This window comes from Dethiosulfovibrio faecalis (assembly GCF_021568795.1).
In the GTDB taxonomy this organism is placed as follows: domain Bacteria; phylum Synergistota; class Synergistia; order Synergistales; family Dethiosulfovibrionaceae; genus Dethiosulfovibrio; species Dethiosulfovibrio faecalis.
Genome location: NZ_JAKGUE010000004.1, coordinates 41,243 through 53,307, shown reverse-complemented (window position 1 = coordinate 53,307; position 12,065 = coordinate 41,243). Strand labels below are relative to the sequence as shown.

At 52.5% G+C, this 12,065-nt stretch carries 15 protein-coding genes; 9 read left to right on the top strand and 6 right to left on the bottom strand.

Annotated features, from left to right (window positions below; all coding sequences use genetic code 11):
- The first annotated feature begins 1 nt into the window (after window position 1).
- From L2W58_RS05100 to L2W58_RS05080, 5 genes are all read left to right on the top strand, one after another.
- A complete protein-coding gene (locus tag L2W58_RS05100; protein WP_236102084.1) occupies window positions 2-577 on the top strand; it encodes a nucleoside deaminase in 576 nt (191 codons plus the stop codon).
- A gap of 133 nt (window positions 578-710) precedes the next feature.
- Window positions 711-971 carry a stage V sporulation protein S gene (locus L2W58_RS05095; RefSeq protein ID WP_236102082.1) on the top strand — a complete coding sequence of 87 codons (261 nt, stop codon included), beginning with the start codon at window positions 711-713 and terminating at the stop codon, window positions 969-971.
- A gap of 123 nt (window positions 972-1,094) precedes the next feature.
- Window positions 1,095-2,387 carry a histidine--tRNA ligase gene (gene hisS / locus L2W58_RS05090; RefSeq protein WP_236102080.1) on the top strand — a complete coding sequence of 431 codons (1,293 nt, stop codon included), beginning with the start codon at window positions 1,095-1,097 and terminating at the stop codon, window positions 2,385-2,387.
- Window positions 2,388-2,395: 8 nt separating this feature from the next.
- Window positions 2,396-4,195: an aspartate--tRNA ligase gene (aspS, locus tag L2W58_RS05085; RefSeq protein WP_236102078.1), complete on the top strand. Its 1,800-nt coding sequence runs from the start codon at window positions 2,396-2,398 to the stop codon at window positions 4,193-4,195.
- Between the two features lie 79 nt (window positions 4,196-4,274).
- Window positions 4,275-4,979, top strand: a complete 705-nt coding sequence (locus tag L2W58_RS05080; RefSeq protein WP_236102076.1) for a metal-dependent hydrolase — start codon at window positions 4,275-4,277, stop codon at window positions 4,977-4,979.
- On the opposite strand, the gene L2W58_RS05075 is transcribed toward L2W58_RS05080, so the two are convergent.
- The 3 genes from L2W58_RS05075 to L2W58_RS05065 all read right to left on the bottom strand — a co-directional run bounded on the left by L2W58_RS05075 (window position 4,973) and on the right by L2W58_RS05065 (window position 6,906).
- The gene (locus tag L2W58_RS05075) at window positions 4,973-5,839 is read right to left on the bottom strand and encodes a MurR/RpiR family transcriptional regulator (protein WP_236102074.1); all 867 of its coding nucleotides are present in this window, start codon (window positions 5,837-5,839) and stop codon (window positions 4,973-4,975) included. The genes L2W58_RS05080 and L2W58_RS05075 overlap by 7 nt on opposite strands.
- A gap of 126 nt (window positions 5,840-5,965) precedes the next feature.
- Entirely contained in the window at window positions 5,966-6,256 is a 291-nt protein-coding gene (locus L2W58_RS05070) for a helix-turn-helix domain-containing protein (protein ID WP_236102072.1), read from the bottom strand.
- Window positions 6,257-6,279: 23 nt separating this feature from the next.
- Window positions 6,280-6,906 carry a TenA family protein gene (locus L2W58_RS05065; protein ID WP_236102070.1) on the bottom strand — a complete coding sequence of 209 codons (627 nt, stop codon included), beginning with the start codon at window positions 6,904-6,906 and terminating at the stop codon, window positions 6,280-6,282.
- Window positions 6,907-7,111: 205 nt separating this feature from the next.
- Here L2W58_RS05065 and L2W58_RS05060 point away from each other — a divergent pair, with 205 nt between their 5' ends.
- Window positions 7,112-7,993, top strand: coding sequence for a LysR family transcriptional regulator (locus tag L2W58_RS05060; RefSeq protein WP_236102069.1), 882 nt, complete (start codon window positions 7,112-7,114; stop codon window positions 7,991-7,993).
- Between the two features lie 2 nt (window positions 7,994-7,995).
- On the top strand, window positions 7,996-8,472 hold the full coding sequence (locus tag L2W58_RS05055; RefSeq protein ID WP_236102067.1) for a YbaK/EbsC family protein: 477 nt from the start codon (window positions 7,996-7,998) through the stop codon (window positions 8,470-8,472).
- Between the two features lie 54 nt (window positions 8,473-8,526).
- Here the strand turns inward: L2W58_RS05055 and L2W58_RS05050 are convergent, their stop codons facing one another.
- Window positions 8,527-8,952 carry a PPC domain-containing DNA-binding protein gene (locus L2W58_RS05050; RefSeq protein WP_236102065.1) on the bottom strand — a complete coding sequence of 142 codons (426 nt, stop codon included), beginning with the start codon at window positions 8,950-8,952 and terminating at the stop codon, window positions 8,527-8,529.
- A gap of 117 nt (window positions 8,953-9,069) precedes the next feature.
- Between L2W58_RS05050 and L2W58_RS05045 the strand changes: the two genes are divergently transcribed.
- Window positions 9,070-9,825 carry a sulfite exporter TauE/SafE family protein gene (locus L2W58_RS05045; RefSeq protein ID WP_236102063.1) on the top strand — a complete coding sequence of 252 codons (756 nt, stop codon included), beginning with the start codon at window positions 9,070-9,072 and terminating at the stop codon, window positions 9,823-9,825.
- A gap of 42 nt (window positions 9,826-9,867) precedes the next feature.
- On the opposite strand, the gene L2W58_RS05040 is transcribed toward L2W58_RS05045, so the two are convergent.
- Both L2W58_RS05040 and L2W58_RS05035 read right to left on the bottom strand, forming a co-directional pair.
- Window positions 9,868-10,860 (bottom strand): asparaginase, encoded by a 993-nt coding sequence (locus tag L2W58_RS05040; protein WP_236102061.1) that lies wholly within the window; start codon window positions 10,858-10,860, stop codon window positions 9,868-9,870.
- A gap of 17 nt (window positions 10,861-10,877) precedes the next feature.
- On the bottom strand, window positions 10,878-11,543 hold the full coding sequence (locus tag L2W58_RS05035) for a lactate utilization protein (RefSeq protein ID WP_236102059.1): 666 nt from the start codon (window positions 11,541-11,543) through the stop codon (window positions 10,878-10,880).
- 158 nt (window positions 11,544-11,701) lie between these two features.
- Between L2W58_RS05035 and L2W58_RS05030 the strand changes: the two genes are divergently transcribed.
- Window positions 11,702-12,052: a sigma factor-like helix-turn-helix DNA-binding protein gene (locus L2W58_RS05030; RefSeq protein WP_236102057.1), complete on the top strand. Its 351-nt coding sequence runs from the start codon at window positions 11,702-11,704 to the stop codon at window positions 12,050-12,052.
- Window positions 12,053-12,065: the final 13 nt, after the last annotated feature.

Genomic DNA, 12,065 nt, shown 5'->3' with positions numbered 1-12,065 from the left:
AGTGGAAGCCGACGTTATCTTCAACAGGATGTTGGATGTTATAGAGAAGGACGTAGTGCCCCTAACCCGTAAAGGGGTGGAAGAAGGGCACAAGGTCTTCGGTGCGGCGATCCTTAAAAAGGACGATCTCTCGTTGGTGGTAGCAGGGACGAACCACGAGCTTGAATGTCCCCTATGGCACGGAGAAGTCTACACCATAAAGAAATTTTACGAGATGTCGAACAGGCCGGATCCGCAAGACTGTGTGTTCCTGTCCACCCACGAGCCCTGCTCGATGTGCCTGTCCGCCATCGCCTGGGCCGGATTTCCGGAGTTTTATTTTCTCTTCAGTTACGATGACACGAAAGACTCCTTCTCCATTCCTCACGATATAAAAATGCTAAAAGAGGTCTTTGAATGCGATGCCCCTACGAGGGAAAATTCCTTCTATCGGGCCCACCCCTTGATGGAGATGGTCCCTGAGCTGGACGATCCCGACGACGCTAAAGAGCGTATCTCCAGGATCCAGCGCGAGTACGATTCTATGTCTTCGGTGTACCAGTCGAGAAAGGATGCGAACTCGATCCCTTTAAAGTGAAAACGGAGGATATCGCTTTCTCTTGCCAAGGAAGTAGGCTTTCGTCTATACTGAATATGCTTTACAGCTGGTTAACGTCATTATGATGTGAGTCGCACGATAACGTCCAAGCAGAGGGAGGTCGGCAAAAGTCATGGAAGTTCTTAAAATTTCCGCAAACTCGCAACCTAAATCGGTGGCCGGAGCTATCGCTGCGGTTATGAGAGATTCCGGTATGGTGGAATGTCAGGCCGTAGGAGCTGGCGCGGTCAATCAAGCGGTAAAATCGATCGCCATCGCCCGAGGCTACGTGGCCCCTAACGGAATCGATTTGGTCTGTGTGCCGGCTTTCGCCAAGATACTGATAGAGGGCGAGGAGAGAACCGCTATCCGTTTTCAACTTGAATCCCGTTAGTTATTCTGAACGATGGAAAAAGCGGCCCTAGGGCCGCTTTTTTAATTGGCGTTGTCGAGGTAGACGATGTATAATTTCTCGATAACGTTTTATCCTTAAACTCACGACACAGGAGGTAACGCTATGGCCGAGAGTATTAAAGCCCCTAGAGGAGTTCGGGATATTCTTCCCGACGATTCATGGAAATGGGGCCATACGTTGAATATGTCCCGAAAGATCGCCGATCTTTTTTCGTATAAAGAGGTCCATCTCCCCATATTCGAGCATACGGAGCTTTTCGCCAGAGGCATCGGCGACACCACCGACGTCGTGGAAAAGGAAATGTACACCTTCGAGGACAAGGGTGGGCGAAGCATAACCTTAAGGCCGGAGCTGACCGCATCTATGGTCAGATGTTATCTGGAACATTCCATGAACGGCGGACCTCAGCCCGTTAAACTATGGGGATACGGTCCGATGTTTCGCTACGAGAGACCTCAGAAGGGGAGATACCGCCAGTTTTGGCAGCTCGATTTCGAAGCTCTAGGTTCTGATAGTCCTCTAGTGGACCTGGAGGTCATAATGACCGCCGTCGAGCTTTTTAGAAATCTCGGCATGTCCAACCTGGAGGTGATCATAAACTCGGTAGGATGTCCTGAATGTCGCCCCGCCTACAGGGAGGCTCTGATGGACTACCTTCGTCCTTACCTGGGCGAGCTATGCGGTACCTGCCAGAACAGGTTCGACAGAAACCCCCTTCGAATACTGGACTGCAAGAACGACAGGTGCAAAGAGATCACCGACGGAGCTCCGGCCATCTTCGAGACCCTCTGTGACGAGTGTTCCGAGCACTTCAAAGCTGTGACATCAGGTCTCGATGCCCTCGGTATCGTCTATCACGTAGACAAGAGACTGGTCAGAGGTTTGGACTACTACACAAAGACGGCTTTTGAGGTGCAGTCCGGAGATCTCGGTGCCCAGAACGCCGTCTGTGGCGGAGGTCGTTATGACAACCTATCGGAGGCTATCGGAGGACCTCACGTGCCAGGCGTCGGTTTCGCCGCCGGGCTCGATCGAATAGTCCTGACAATGGAGCAGCAGGGGTGCGATTTCGGGAGAGAACCGACCCCGGATGTCTTCGTGGTCTGTGCGGACGAGATAGCTCGTTCTCTGGCGGTAGATGTTCTCTACCGTCTCAGAAGGGAGGGGATCTCCGCGGATATGGATTATCTTGGCCGAAGCATGAAAGCCCAGATGAAGTCCGCCGTCAATGGAGGGTCCTCCGTGGCCTGTATAGTAGGCGGAGACGAGTTGAACAAAGGGGTCGTTACGGTAAAGGATCTCTCCAGGTCGGAGCAGACCCAGGTGGAACTGAAGAGTTTGACCTCCAGCGTGTTCCGACTGTTGGATCAGAGTACTTTGATAAAGCGGGGATGATTTAGACTATGGAAACAGGTGTTTTTTCGGCTTCCTGGAAAAGGTCCGTCTTCTGCGGATCCGTAAACGGAAGTCATGAAGGCCAGGTCGTAACGGTAAACGGATGGGTCCGAAAACGTCGTGACCTGGGTGGCATTATCTTCATCGAGCTATGGGATCACACAGGGACGGTTCAGGTCGTCTTCAATCCTGAACTGTGTCCCGAACCTCACGATAGGGCTAAAGCTCTTCGGAGCGAGTTCGTAGTGTCTGTTAAGGGATCAGTAAGGGTTCGTCCCGACGGGACCTGTAACGACGATATGGCGACGGGGCGTTGGGAGATCATGGTTGACGATTTCGTCCTACTAGCTCCGGCTAAACCTCTGCCATTCGAGGTGGGAGAGGGCGCTGACGGAGTGGACGAAAACCTCAGACTCTCCCATCGGTACCTCGACCTGAGGCGTAACAGGATGCAGAGAAACCTGAGGGTGCGCCACGACGTGGCGCGGTACACCAGAGAATTCCTCAGCGACAGGGGATTTTGCGAGGTGGAGACCCCTATTCTCACGAAGTCCACCCCTGAGGGAGCCAGGGACTACCTCGTTCCCAGCAGGGTCAATCCCGGTTCCTTCTTCGCTCTGCCTCAATCGCCCCAGATCTTCAAGCAGATACTGATGATAAGCGGTATGGACCGATATTTTCAGATCGCCAAATGTTTCAGGGACGAAGACCTTCGGGCCGACAGACAGCCGGAGTTCACCCAGGTGGACATCGAGTTGAGCTTTCTAACGGAGGAAGATATATACGAGATGATGGAGGCCTACATGGTAGGTCTCTTCAGGGACAGACTGGGAGTCGAGCTCCCTACTCCCTTTTTGAGGATGCCCTACAGGGAGGCCATGGACCGCTTCGGAAGCGATAAGCCCGATCTGCGAATTCCCTTCGAGATAGTCGATCTTGGAGATGTTTTTGCAGACGGTGGGTTCAAGCCCTTCGAGGAACTCCTAAAAGAGGGGGGCTACGTCAGAGGGGTGGTCCTTCCCGGAGGAACCTCCCTCTCCAGACGTCTGATAGAGCAGGTATGCGAGAGGGCTAAGGTGCTCGGAGCTCCGGAGATGGCCTATTTTCAGTTCAAGAACGGAGGGGTCAAAGGACCTCTTGCCAAGTTCTTGAGCGACGCTAAACAGGCCGATCTCGGAAGGATCTCCGGTGCTTCAGACGGAGATGTCCTGTACGTTATGGGCCATGAAGACTGGAACCTGGTGTGCTCCGTGCTGGGGCAGATCCGGTTGGAGATCGCAAAAGAACACGGCCACGTAAGGGAACCCTGGGAATTCCTCTGGGTGACGGAGTTCCCTCTGTTTGAATGGGATGAAGAGGAAAAGAGATGGACGTCGGTACATCACCCCTTTACCATGCCTATGGTGGAAGACCTTCCGTCCATGGACAGAGATCCTGGATCGGTAAGATCTAGAGCTTACGATCTGGTTTTAAACGGAAACGAGGTCGGAGGCGGATCCATAAGGATCCACGATCCTGCCATACAGTCCAAGGTGTTCGGTTGTCTGGCCTTCTCGGAGGATCAGGCCAGAGAGAGGTTCGGCTTCCTTCTGGATGCCCTGAGTTACGGGACTCCTCCTCACGGAGGTATCGCCCTTGGATTCGATCGATTGGTCATGCTTCTCACCGGATCCAACTCCATCAGAGAGGTCATGGCTTTTCCCAAAACCGCCAAGGCTCAGAGCCTCATGTCGGGTGCCCCTTCCGAGGTGGGGATCGCCCAGATGGAGGAACTACACATAAAATCGACCTTCGTGCCCAAAGGCTAGAGGGAGTTTTTTAGGGATCGTCACTGAACGGTGGCGGTCCCGTTTTTGTTATACTGTGCTTAGAGAGGGGGCGTTTCTTATGTTGGTCCGTTATCTAGGTCACTCGGCTTTTTACGTAAGAGGGGAGTCGGTCAGTTTCTTGATAGACCCCTTCCTTACGGGAAACCCTAAAGCCGTAGGAAAAATCGACGATTTTGACGACGTCGACTATATCTTCGTGACCCACGGTCACGGCGATCACATAGGCGATACTCAGGAGATCGCGAGAAGAAGCGGAGCCACCGTCGTGTGTAATTACGAGATATCGGTCTATCTCTCTCGATCGGGAACAAAATGCCATGCCATGCATATCGGCGGTTCCTTTGAGTTCCCATTCGGGAAGGTCAAGATGACTCCGGCCCTGCACGGTTCGGATATAGAGTCTTCTGATGGGGTGATACCGGGAGGTGTGGCCGGAGGTTTTCTCATAGAGGTGGACGGAAGGAAGTTGTACCATGCCGGAGACACCGGCTTGACCCTCGATATGGGGTTGCTCAAAGAGGATGAGGTCGAGGTGGCTATGCTACCTATAGGAGGCAATTTCACCATGGACGTAGAGGACGCCGCAAAGGCGGCGAACCTCATCCGTCCCAATCATGTCATACCTATGCATTACGATACCTTCGAGGCGATAGAGGCCAATCCGGAGGAGTTCGCCGCCGCAGTCAGCGGGACGGTGGACGTGGTGATTATGACTCCCGGAGAGAGCGTCGAGTTTCCCCTGGTCGAGGTTTTGGATCAGTAACGAAGGCCGAATACCGGATGGTATATCCTCTCGTCGTGTAGGCACTGAGCCTGGTCTTCCAGGGCTTCCTGGGCTTTTTCGCCTAAACTGATAGATAAGATCGATGTCAGCACGTGCACCAGGAAGATCGGTCCGATCAGGCTGCTTCCGAATGTAGGGCTGTTGTCGCTGACGTAGAAAGACAGATCGGCGAATCTACATATAGGAGCTGCGGGGCTGTCGGTTATGGTTACGATGGCGGCCCCGTTTTTCTTCGCCCTCTCTACCGATTCGGTTACCTGAATGGCATAGCCTGGAAGGTCGCAGGCTATCACCATGTCCTCCGGTTTTATTCCCCGAGCCTGTTCTATAAGGGTTAAGGATCCCCTCTTCATCAGGATCCCGTTTAGAGCCATCTCCCTGAACCTGGAGAACATGGATTCGGCCACCATGGACGAGATTCCCCAGCCGGTGCAATATATATTTTGTGCCTTTTTGACGATGTCGCAGAAGAGGGTTATCTTGTCCTGAGAGAGCTGATTCCACGTATCGTCTAAATTAGCGTGTTCCATCTGGTGGATTTTATCGGGCAGGTCGTTCTCGTCGTTCATCACCCGATTCAGCCTCGCCGCCGGATTTACCTGCTCCAAAACGGCCTCTTTTAGCGCTTCTTTCAGATCCGCATACCCCTCGAACCCCAAAACCCTGGCCACCCTAACCATCTGGGCCTTTGAGACCTCCAGACGGTCAGCGACGTCTCCTATAGATATGAAGGCCGCCTCTCTCATGTGGGTCAAGAGGTATTCCACTACCCTTCGCGCCTTGGTAGGCATGTTGTCGAGATGGGACCTCAAGAGGTCCTGTAACTGTTGAGCCTCCAAAAAAACACCTCCATCCGAAGAAACTTGTACTCTAATACAGTTTAAGACGAAAGGATAGTTTAGTCAATTCTATCGGTCGAAACAACGAAACCACCGCTTGGTCAGAATGTTCTCGTTCCCGTCGAGTCAATCCAACAGTGCCGATATCACTTTCTCTATCTTTTCGACCTCTTCTTCGGTAATACGTCTGTTTTTATACCAGTATTCCCCCCCCGAACTTAGGTCGAAGATCTCCTCCAGGTAGATCCTCTCCCCCTCCAGGTGACCTCCTGAGGGGATCAGCGAACCGGGATCCACCTTAAGTATGTCGCCTAGTTTTCCGAGCAATTTTAACGAGGGGGTCTTTCTGTTGCCCTCGAGAGCTTGAACGTAGGTTCTGCTTATATCGGCTTTTTCAGCCAGCTCCAACTGGGTCATTCCGAGACTTTCCCTGAGCAGCTTTATCCTGAGGCCGGTGCTTCTAATCTTGAATCTCTCCCTCCTGTTTTTTCTCCGCAATGAATGTAGGAGTGATACGCCTCGTCGAAGAAGTCATATTCCAGTTCCATGGCCCTTCTGTAATGGCGCCGTGCTCTCTCTGGATCCGTTCCGTGGCGGTCGACCAGTTTCGCCAGGGCATTCGTCAGGATCCTGAACGATTCGGAGGAGTAGGTGTCGATCCATTCCATATAGCGTGATTTGGAATGGTCCCCTCGCTTAAGTTCGGTTCCTAGAAAAAGGTACAAAGCATCGCAGGGAAGTGTAGCCGCTGCGATGTCTCCGATCTCTTCTGTAGATGCAACCCTCAGCAGGAAATCGACGTAGTTGGACGTAGCCTTGGAGGGAGGGGAGTTTAGGGGAAAGCCCCATTTTTTCGAGTAGGCTCCGTGAAGCTTCAATTCTTCGAAGACTCCGTTGAGGAGGAAGAGGAATATCTCCATGGTCTCATCGTCTTGGCTTTTGGATATTCCGAAGGCGAACGCCTTTGCGTATGCTTTGAGATAGAAGGAGTCCTGGGATAGGTAACCTTGGAAGGTCTCCAGCTTCAGAGATCCCGTTTTAAGTCCCTGTATAAAAGGATGATCCAAACAGGCTAGAGCTACGTCCATGTTTTCGTCAAAAAGGACCGTTGATAATGTGACCATAAATCGACAAATCCCCTTTTTTCTAGAGTTTTGATGTGCTAAGAATGACTCTAACCGAACCTTCCGTTCTTGCCAAGCCTTTTATCCCGTGTGATAATCTTCGTCAGATGAAAAGACCTGTAGATGTCGTTGAGAGGGATGGTATCCTATGGATTTTAGAGAATTGGAGACTTTTATAGCTATAGTGGAAAAAGGCAGCATCTCCGCTGCGGCTGCCGCCCTAGGCGTCTCCCAGCCTGCGGTCAGCAAGAGGGTCGCCAGGCTCGAAAAAGAGATGGGGGCTACGCTGTTTGCCAAGGGGCACAAACATTCGAGTCTGACTTCTGAAGGGTCGGTTTTCTATAAGTCCGCTCTGAGGATGTTAGACTGTCGAAAAAAGACGAAGCTTCAGATAGCCGAGATCTCCGAGGAGCTTTACGGCTCGGTCACAATAAGCGCCAGCTCGATTCCCGGAGACTACATCCTCCCTACTTTTCTCGTAGAGTTTATCGAACGCCATCCGGGGGTGGACGTAAAGGTCCGAGTTGGAGATTCCCAGACGGCTTTAGAGGATCTGTCGTTACGCAAGGCCGATCTGGCCATCGTCGGTACCGATCGCTCTTTGCCCGGATTTTCCAGCGTCCCTTTCCTGAACGACGAGCTTGTGCTGGTGGTGGGCAGAAGACATCCTCTTGCTACGAAAAAGAGCGTCGGACTGGAAGAACTTACCTCGTTGAAGTTGGCCGGCAGGAGTTCGGGATCGGGAACCAGACAGATATGGGAGAGGGCCTACAGATCAGTAGAGGCTGGATCGAAGGATATTCCTCTGCAATTTGGTCACGCTTTGGCCGTAGTCAACGCAGTGGCCAGCGGTGCCGAGGCTGGAGTGGTATCCCGGGTGGCGGCGGAATCCAATCCGGACGTGGCTGTGGTCGCTTTCGAGCCTCCGGTCAGAAGGCCTTTCTACATGGTCTACGGCCTGTGTGAGACGAAGGCGGTGGAGTCTTTGGTGTCCTTCCTGATGGAAAAAGCGGAGAGCAGAGAGGTTTGACGATGGAAAACGAAGCGGTGAAAAATGTAAGATCCTTTCTGGAGTCCAAGGGCTACGACGGAACGATTCATCATACCGACGACACCATATTTACGGTGGAGGACGCCTCCAGGGCAGTAGGGGCTCCCCCTGAGGAGATATTGAAGAGTCTTGTCTTCATGGTGAGCGGCGATCCTGTTTTGGTACTGATGTCCGGTGATAACAGGGTCGATCCCAAGAGGATCGCCTCGGTCATGGGAACGGCTAACTCGAAGGTTAAGATGGCTCAACCGGATTACGTTTATTCCAATTTCGGCTATAAGGTGGGGGGCGTTCCTCCCGTGGGGTATCTGCCGTCTCTTCCTGCCCTGGTGGACGAGGAACTTAGTAGATTTGACGTAGTCTGGGCCGCTGCCGGCACTGATCACGACTTCTTTCCCATCTCGCCTGAGCTCCTGTTGGAATATACGGAGGGGCGAATGGTGTCCTTGAAAAAGTAGTATCGTCCATATAGAAAAAAGACGAGGGGGACTTTTTCCCCCTCGTCTGCGAGGTCAGCTTCTTCTTTCCGGGACAAGTGCCTCGAAAGCGTTTATATCCCTTCTGTTGAAATGCTGGGAGTATATCGGTTTCAGAAACAGCTCGATGTTTCTCATGGCGATTGCCTCCATGATGTGACCGCCTATCACCTGATGGTCCGGGGAGCTGAAGACTCCGTGGAGGTGGGGATACATCCCCTCTCTCCTGAAGCTTATGTCCCCCGAGAGAGAGATTAGCTCCATCGTTCCGTCGTAATTTTTCTTGAGATATTCTTTTCCGGTAAACCATCCGAAGGTCACGGATGAGATCATTCCTAGTCCGGAAATAACTACGGCGGAGTCTACATTGCTTCCCTGGCAGGCCGTGACGATACAACTGTGAAGGTTTTCTCCGTCCTCTATGTGAAGCGCCAGGAGTTCCTCTGTTCCACAATACTGCATGATCTCGCCCCCTTTTTTATATCGTGCCTTTTAACCGGTTCCTCTTGCCTTTATTGTACTATATAGAGGGCGTTTTCCCAAAAGTATCCAAGTCATGTCTTTCTATGGAGGGTCTACATGTCTTCTTATCTCAGCCTTGTAGCGGTGTTCTTGGTGGGAGTGGCGGCGGGGTTCTTGAACGTCACGGCGGGAGGGGGGAGCCTGCTGAGCCTGCCTATGCTGGTTTTTACGGGGCTTTCTCTTCCTATGGCCAACGCGACCAACCGTATCTCCATATTTTCCCAGAACACCGTGGCAACCACGAAGTTTTACCGGTCGGGGGTCCTCTCCGTCCGAGAGGCGCTGTCTTTAGCCCTCCCTGCGACGATAGGATCTGTGGTCGGCACATCTTTGGCTATAGAGTTAAACCCTAAAGTCCTTCAGATATCCATATCGATTTTGATATCCGTGATGGCTTTTCTTCTTCTGTTAAAACCGTCCATGTGGGAGAAGGAGAGGAGTAGGGATGTTCCTAGGCCTGCTTTGTTTCTCATCTTTTTTGGGATAGGGGTTTACGGTGGGTTCGTTCAGGCCGGAGTGGGGTTTATCTTCCTTTGGGCCCTTTCCGGGTTTATCGGACACGATCTCGTTCGATCAAACGCCCTCAAGGTCGCGGTTATCCTGTCCTATACGTCCATCAGCGTGGCTATGTTCGCAGCGAAGGGATTGCTGGATCTTAAGGTCGGTCTGGTGCTTGCCTGTGGCTCCATGCTCGGCGGGTATTTAGGGGCTCGTTTTGCCGTGTCCAAGGGTAGTCGGTGGGTTCGATGGATGGTTGCCGGTGCCGTTATCGTAAGCGCCTTCAAGATGATGTCTCAGGCCCTTTACTCTTGAAACAGGAAAAGATACGAGGCCGACCTTAAGGTCGGCCTCGTATCATCTTTGACAGAATATGTAATCCTGTAACTCCATTCCGGAAAGACCTGCCCCTATGGCCACCGATAGTTTCAGACGAGCCTTTTCGGGAGACAGGTCGCCTCCGTTCAATACCCCCATGTCGAAGAGTCGACTGGCGGATCCCTCGAAACAATATCTATCGACGACCCTGCCGGCCGAGCATCTCGAGGTAAGTAGAACCGGCACCGATGATCTTACCAGTGCCTTGATGGAGGGAATCCAGGCGGGAAATATATTTCCGTTTCCGAAAGCGGCCAAAACGACCCCGTCGGGAAGGTCGTCGGAAGACATTGCCAATGCCGCCAACAGACGTTCTCCGCCCCCTAGAGATGCCTGAATCAGCTCGACTCCTTTCGCCGGTGTCACGCCTTCGATGATCTTACCTCTCTTCGGCGCTCTTCGGAGCATTACGTCTTCGCCTATTATCTCTCCAACCGGCCCCCTGTCCAAAGCGACGAATCCGCTTCTTCTGTAGTTGCTTTCCTGCGTCATCTCGGAGGCAGCGAAGATGCAGTCTTGTATGCAAACCAAGACCCCAGCTCCCCAACATGCCTGAGATTTGGCGGATAGGAGCGCTTGGTATAGGTTTACGGAGGAATCCGTCCCTATTACGTCCGATGGATAGGTCGCACCGGTAAATATAACCGGTTGCGGATAGGCCCACATTAGATCGGCCAGATATGCCATCTCTTCGATGGTATCTGTGCCGCAGGTTATGACGATTCCCTGTATTCCGTCTATCACCAGCTTGTTCAGTATATCCATAAGGTCGGAGGTCATGCGTATGGAATAATGGCTGCTGGCCTGGTGACTCCAGTCTACCAGGTGGATTTCCTCGGCCATTTCCGGAGGTAGCCATTGGAGCATCTCCTCCGCCGTCACCTCCGGAGTATGGCCGTTTTTGCGCTCGGAGTAACGCATTCCGATCTCTCCTCCGGCCATCACCAACGCTATTTTCCCCCGATTAGACAATGCCTATGCCTCCTGTCCTAATATCCAAGGTCTTCGCCTACCAGGATGACGTGGGATTCCCGTCCCATGGTCGGATTTTCCATTATCAGCAGGGCTCTGCATACCGTCTTGGGAACGGGGCAACCTACGTGATACCCCAGCTTGGCACAGGGAACTTCCAAACCGAGCCTGATGGCGTTCATCGGAGTGGCTACGTCCCTTACCCTTCGTATGGCCGAGTCCACGTCGTTACAGACCTTGTTTATCCCCACGACGTAGATTATCTTTCCTCCGGACCAGCACATTCCGGCCAGCCTGTTACCGGTGCCGTCGATGTTCACCATCTTACCGTCTATGGTTATGGCGTTCGTGCTGGTAAGAAATACCTCGCTCGACAGTTCGTTCTTAAGTTTCTGTTTTTTATCCTCGGCGGTCAGAGAAGGATCCCAATGATGGTGTACCTTGTGTCCCTTTTTCTCCAGGGCCTCGAGGGCTCCGATTTCCCTTATGGTTACGGTTCCAGGCACCCCTACGGATGCGCCCTCGGGGATGAGTTTTAGCACCGCCTTCAGTGCTTCCTCCTTGGTGCTTACGTATGCGGCTCCATAGCCGCGTCCCTCCAGAGCCTTGACGATCGTCTCGCCCAGACGATTTTTCCACTCTGTGCGGATGTCGTCGAAAGCGGATGCCTGTTTTTCGCTCATGAATCCATACCTCCCAAGTATCTGGTTTCGTTTCATCACTGACGATAATGGCAGAGTTTCAAGTAAAAGTCCAGTCTCGAAAGAAGGTGTCAAGGTTCACAGCTTGACACCTTCCCGAGGTCGTTCTATACTATGTCGTCTCGTCGGGAGGGGTTGCCGTGGGTGCCGATAAGCTTGACATGAGATTCTACATAGCAGGTCTTTACGATCTTTACGGACCGGTTCTCACCGAGAAACAGAGGCGGATATACGAGATGCACGATCTTCAGGATCTGTCTCTCTCGGAGATCTCCGACGAGCTGGGGATAAGTCGTCAAGGTATATCGGATCAGCTACAGAGGGCTAGAGACCGTCTGGAAGAACTGGAGAATATCTTGGGATTTTTCGAAAGATCGGTGGTTTGGGATAGAGTCTACACCGATGTTCTGAGTTTGGTCGATTTGGAAAAGGACCGTCTGCCCTCGGATTTCATCTCCGAGATTCGGGCGATCCTGTCCGAAGCTGATTAGAGCGGCGAAGGGA

Coding starts and splice junctions, on each gene's coding strand:
- aspS (WP_236102078.1), top strand. CDS start 2,396: ATGGAAACAGGTGTTTTTTCGGCTTCCTGGAAAAGGTCCGTCTTCTGC.
- L2W58_RS05035 (WP_236102059.1), bottom strand. CDS start 11,543: ATGAGCGAAAAACAGGCATCCGCTTTCGACGACATCCGCACAGAGTGG.
- L2W58_RS05055 (WP_236102067.1), top strand. CDS start 7,996: ATGGAAAACGAAGCGGTGAAAAATGTAAGATCCTTTCTGGAGTCCAAG.
- L2W58_RS05080 (WP_236102076.1), top strand. CDS start 4,275: ATGTTGGTCCGTTATCTAGGTCACTCGGCTTTTTACGTAAGAGGGGAG.
- hisS (WP_236102080.1), top strand. CDS start 1,095: ATGGCCGAGAGTATTAAAGCCCCTAGAGGAGTTCGGGATATTCTTCCC.
- L2W58_RS05060 (WP_236102069.1), top strand. CDS start 7,112: ATGGATTTTAGAGAATTGGAGACTTTTATAGCTATAGTGGAAAAAGGC.
- L2W58_RS05095 (WP_236102082.1), top strand. CDS start 711: ATGGAAGTTCTTAAAATTTCCGCAAACTCGCAACCTAAATCGGTGGCC.
- L2W58_RS05045 (WP_236102063.1), top strand. CDS start 9,070: ATGTCTTCTTATCTCAGCCTTGTAGCGGTGTTCTTGGTGGGAGTGGCG.
- L2W58_RS05070 (WP_236102072.1), bottom strand. CDS start 6,256: ATGACCCAGTTGGAGCTGGCTGAAAAAGCCGATATAAGCAGAACCTAC.
- L2W58_RS05050 (WP_236102065.1), bottom strand. CDS start 8,952: ATGCAGTATTGTGGAACAGAGGAACTCCTGGCGCTTCACATAGAGGAC.